This window comes from uncultured Campylobacter sp., from assembly GCF_938031315.1.
In the GTDB taxonomy this organism is placed as follows: domain Bacteria; phylum Campylobacterota; class Campylobacteria; order Campylobacterales; family Campylobacteraceae; genus Campylobacter_B.
In genome coordinates, this window is sequence record NZ_CALHHT010000504.1 from 1 (window position 1) to 3962 (window position 3962).

5 protein-coding genes are annotated in these 3962 nt (G+C 48.1%); 1 reads left to right on the forward strand and 4 read right to left on the reverse strand.

All coding sequences use genetic code 11. From position 1 onward, the window contains the following. A partial coding sequence (locus tag Q0236_RS12530; protein ID WP_297918659.1) for a hypothetical protein occupies positions 1-198 on the forward strand: 198 nt, incomplete at its 5' end. Positions 199-1147: 949 nt separating this feature from the next. Here Q0236_RS12530 and Q0236_RS12535 read toward each other — a convergent pair. The 4 genes from Q0236_RS12535 to Q0236_RS12550 all read right to left on the reverse strand — a co-directional run. Continuing rightward, on the reverse strand, positions 1148-1909 hold the full coding sequence (locus Q0236_RS12535) for a TSUP family transporter (RefSeq protein WP_297918662.1): 762 nt from the start codon (positions 1907-1909) through the stop codon (positions 1148-1150). 328 nt (positions 1910-2237) lie between these two features. Next, complete coding sequence (locus Q0236_RS12540; protein WP_297918666.1) at positions 2238-2399, reverse strand: hypothetical protein; 162 nt, start codon at positions 2397-2399, stop codon at positions 2238-2240. Positions 2400-2441: 42 nt separating this feature from the next. Next, the gene (locus Q0236_RS12545) at positions 2442-3230 is read right to left on the reverse strand and encodes a TIGR02757 family protein (RefSeq protein ID WP_297918669.1); all 789 of its coding nucleotides are present in this window, start codon (positions 3228-3230) and stop codon (positions 2442-2444) included. After that, positions 3227-3962 (reverse strand): RsmD family RNA methyltransferase (locus tag Q0236_RS12550; RefSeq protein WP_297918672.1); only part of this gene is annotated, 736 nt, incomplete at its 5' end. The genes Q0236_RS12545 and Q0236_RS12550, both read right to left, overlap by 4 nt.

The window sequence follows — 3962 nt, forward strand, 5'->3', positions numbered from 1 at the left end:
CTGGGAGTACGGTCCGATGGCCTGCGCCGCATCGGGAGTCGAGATGATCTGCATAATAAATCCTTTGTAAAAAATTTCGCCCATTTTATCGCAAAATATTTTAGCATTGCTTTAGGCGGCGAAATTTTGCGGGCGAGCGAGGTCGCCGGTACAGCGGATATGATGAAATTTAATGGTTGCAAATTTCATCGGCGATAGCGGAGCGAAACAGCACGCGTGGCGGTGCGGTTAAATTTATCGCACAAATATAGCGGGCAATATGGCAAGGGGCTAGCGCGGAAAGCGAGCCATGGTGACGGAACCGCAAAATTTAAAATAGCCAATGGGTGCGGAAACAACGCGTGAAAGTCCGCTAAATTTAACCGCTGCGAGTGGATTTGGTAGCACATACGGCAGCGCGATAAAACGATCTACAAAGTAGTATTTTAAAATTTTGCTGACGTAAGCATATGAAATTTCATAAGCACAAGTACGATAATGCCGCGTGCTCGGCAATACGACTAAAGACGGGCAAATAAAATAGATACGCGGGTAATACGGCGAAATTTAACCGATATGAATAAGCGAAATTTCATCGGCGACGCTACGGCAAAATTGGCATTATCGCAGTAGTAAGGTCGGCGCAATTGCAGCGAATTTGTGCGACGCTGTCGTAGCAGCAAGACCAACGTCGTCGAAGCGAGATTAGTGCGCACCGCGATAAAATCAGCGCTGCTGCAGTAAGTTCGGTGCGACGCTACGACAATATCTGCGCGCTATTAGCAACAAGATCGGTATCGTCGCAGCACAATCTGTATAGCGCTACAGTGAAATTAACACCGCAGTAGTAAAATAGACGCTATCGAGGCGGCAAGATCGGCGCTGTCGCAGCAGCAAAGTCAGCGCCGTTGCAGTAAGTTCGGTGCGGCTCTACTATAAAATCAACACCGCAGTAGTAAATTAGTAGTGTTGCAGTAAGTTTGGTGCGAAACTGCGGCAAAATAGATGCCGCAGTAATAAAATCGACGCGGCAGCAAAATCAGCGTCATTGCGGCAAATCGGCGAAGGCTCATAAAATTTTACGCGAAATTTTATACGAAATCCTGTATAAAATTCTATGATTTTGGCTTGAAATTAACCCGCGATCGGCCCTCAATCGGTCCTGTAATCAACTTGCGATCAGCCCGTAAAGTAGCTTTAAAATCGTGGCGGAAACGACGAACAGAAGCATTTTGCGCACGAATTTTACGTCGCATCTCATCACTAGGCTTGAGCCTGCGAAGCTGCCCGCGATCTGTCCGACCGCCATCACCGCTCCGACGAGCCATAAAATCTGCCCACCGATGATAAAAACGCCCAAAGAGACGATGTTTGAGGTGAAATTTAAAACTTTCGTGTGTGCGACCGCCTTTTTCATATAAAGCCCTAAAATTCCAACCAGCGCAAACGTCCAAAACGAGCCCGTACCCGGGCCGAAAAATCCGTCGTAAAACCCCAAAACAAGCCCAAAAATCGCGTAAAAGCTCTTTTTTGACATCTTGGGTTTGGCGGGCGCTTCGCCTAGGTTCGGCGAAAAAATCATATAAAAGAAAAGCGCCAGCAGCAGGATCGGAATGAGGTAGTTTAGGAATTTCGCATCGATTAGGAGCAGGACATAAGCGCCGACGAGCCCGCCTATGAACGTAAAAATCACGCCGCGCAGGATCTCCGCCGCATCGACATAGCCCTTGCGGATGAAATTTAAAGCGGCGGTGAAGCTTCCGAAGCTGCCTTGAAATCTATTTGTGGCGATCGCTACATGCGGCGGAACGCCCACGGCAAGCAGCGCAGGCAGCGAGATCAGCCCGCCGCCGCCCGCGATCGAGTCGATAAATCCGCCGAAAAACGCCGCCGCAAAAAGCACCGCAAACTGCCAAAGCTCAAGCTCCATTTTTGTCCTTTTCTCAAATTACGCAGACGGCACCCGCGAGTGTCTGCGAAAAATTCCGCACAATTACGATCGCAAACCGCCCATGCGCCGTAAAACGCATGCGAGCGCCTGTTATGATTCCATAAAATCCGAAAAATTCCACGGAATTCTAGCAGATTTTGCCGCACGGCTCCCGCTTAAATTTTATAAAATTTGTCGCGTAATTGCCTTTTTAGTGCCATGCAATTTATCGCGTCGCGCGAGCTGCAAAATTTCATAAAATTTAAGTAGCACAAGGCTATGGAATTTTACCCAAATTCTACAAGACAGCCCTATAAATTTTACGCGGCTATCCGTAAAATTTGCAGAATTTTATGAAGCGATCTTTTACCAAAATTCTATAAAATTTCGGCGCGCTGTACTCAAGACGCACGGCAAATCCATAAAGCCAGCTCCGCTTATGCGGCAGCACAGCGCAAAATTCCGCCGCACACCCGCTCCAAAGCTTCATAAAATTTCATCGCCCCGCTCGTATCAGATAAAATTTCGCCAATTATTCCGTAGTTTTGTCGGGGCTCGCGCTTAGTTCGGGTAAAATTTTATCTATTTCCCCGCTCTGTCCGAGGCGATACAGCGCGAAGTCGTATTTGATGGGATCGCTCGGATCGAAGCGCCTTAAGCTTTGCGTAAGCTGCAAAACCGCCTCGAAATCGTAACTCTTGCGATCGATCAGCCCAAGCTTAAGCGAAACTTTATGCGTGTGGGTATCGAGCGGGATGAGGAGGCGCGATTTTTCGATCTTTTTGTACAGCCCCAGATCGATGTCGCTGTCGCGCACCGCCCAGCGCAGGAAAAGATTGTAGCGCTTATACGGCGACGTGGGCTTTTGCGCGAAGCCGCGCCCGAAAAAAAACTCATACCCAGGACTGCGGTAGGGATTTAATTTGTAAATTTCGCTGATTAAAAAATTTATTCCATCCTCGATCCGTCCGTTTTTTTGCATGCCGCAAAGCACGCTCTCCTCGATGCTAAGGCTGTTTTTAAGCCGCTTTAAAGTTATAAAAATTTCAGCGACGTCGCGCGGGCTTTGAAATCTATATTTTTTGCCCGCAAGCTCCGCTCTCATGCGCTCATCGCTCGCGTCCAAAAGCGAAAAATCAAGCGAGCGGAGGAATTTTAAAATTTGAGCCGCACTCCCGTAAGCAAACAGCGCGCAGATAAGCGCCGCGACGTCGTTTCGATGTCCCTTTGCGACCTGCAGCGGATCGGGCGCGCCGAAAAGATCCGCGTCGCAATTTTTCAAATCGGCGTAGTAATCTAAAATTTGCTTTAAGCTTTTCATCTTGCGTAGTAGCTCATCGTCGTAGCGCCGAATTTGCGCGATTTAAGCAGCGCGAAATCACCGATTTTAGGCGGCAGCTCAAGCTCGCTCATATGCTCGATCGCGATTAGCAGCTTGCACTGCACGGAGCTCAGGTGCGCTATCAGCGCCAGCACGCGCTCGTAAATCTCGCCAAAGCCCTGCCTGATCGCAAACGGCGGATCCAGATAGACAAACACTCTGCGTGCGGGATCGGAGATGGAATTTTCACTAGAATTTGCGGTAGATCTTTCGCCTAAACAGCAGGTTAAATTTTCACGGGAGTTGGCGGCGAAATTTTTTCTTGAACCGTGGGTTGAATTTACGCTTGGGCGCGAATTTTCTTCGCACTTGGGGCTAAATTTGCCGTCAGAATTCTCAGTAGAATTTTTTCTTAAATAATAGACAAAATTTACGTTTGAATGTAAACTTTCTCTGCAGCTAGAATCAAAATTTTCGCCTAAATTCAAGATTTCTTTCTCTTCGCAGCTCGCACCTAAACCCGTACCGCGATTTGCGTCAAAATTAGAGCTTTCGCCGCATTTTGAGTTTAAATTTAAGTTGCAATTAGCGGTCTCGGTGCCGCTAGCGTCGTATTGAGAAGCGCAGTTATCGTCAACCTTTTCGCTAAAGCTCGCGGCGTCCGTGGCTAGCGAATTTATGCAGTATTTTTTGCTAGTAGCACCCGCGCAATCGACAATCTGGACACAATCG

Bases quoted from the DNA above. Each gene is read 5' to 3' on its own strand.
- Q0236_RS12535 (WP_297918662.1), bottom strand. From the start codon at position 1,909: ATGGAGCTTGAGCTTTGGCAGTTTGCGGTGCTTTTTGCGGCGGCGTTT.
- Q0236_RS12545 (WP_297918669.1), bottom strand. From the start codon at position 3,230: ATGAAAAGCTTAAAGCAAATTTTAGATTACTACGCCGATTTGAAAAAT.
- Q0236_RS12540 (WP_297918666.1), bottom strand. From the start codon at position 2,399: ATGAAGCTTTGGAGCGGGTGTGCGGCGGAATTTTGCGCTGTGCTGCCG.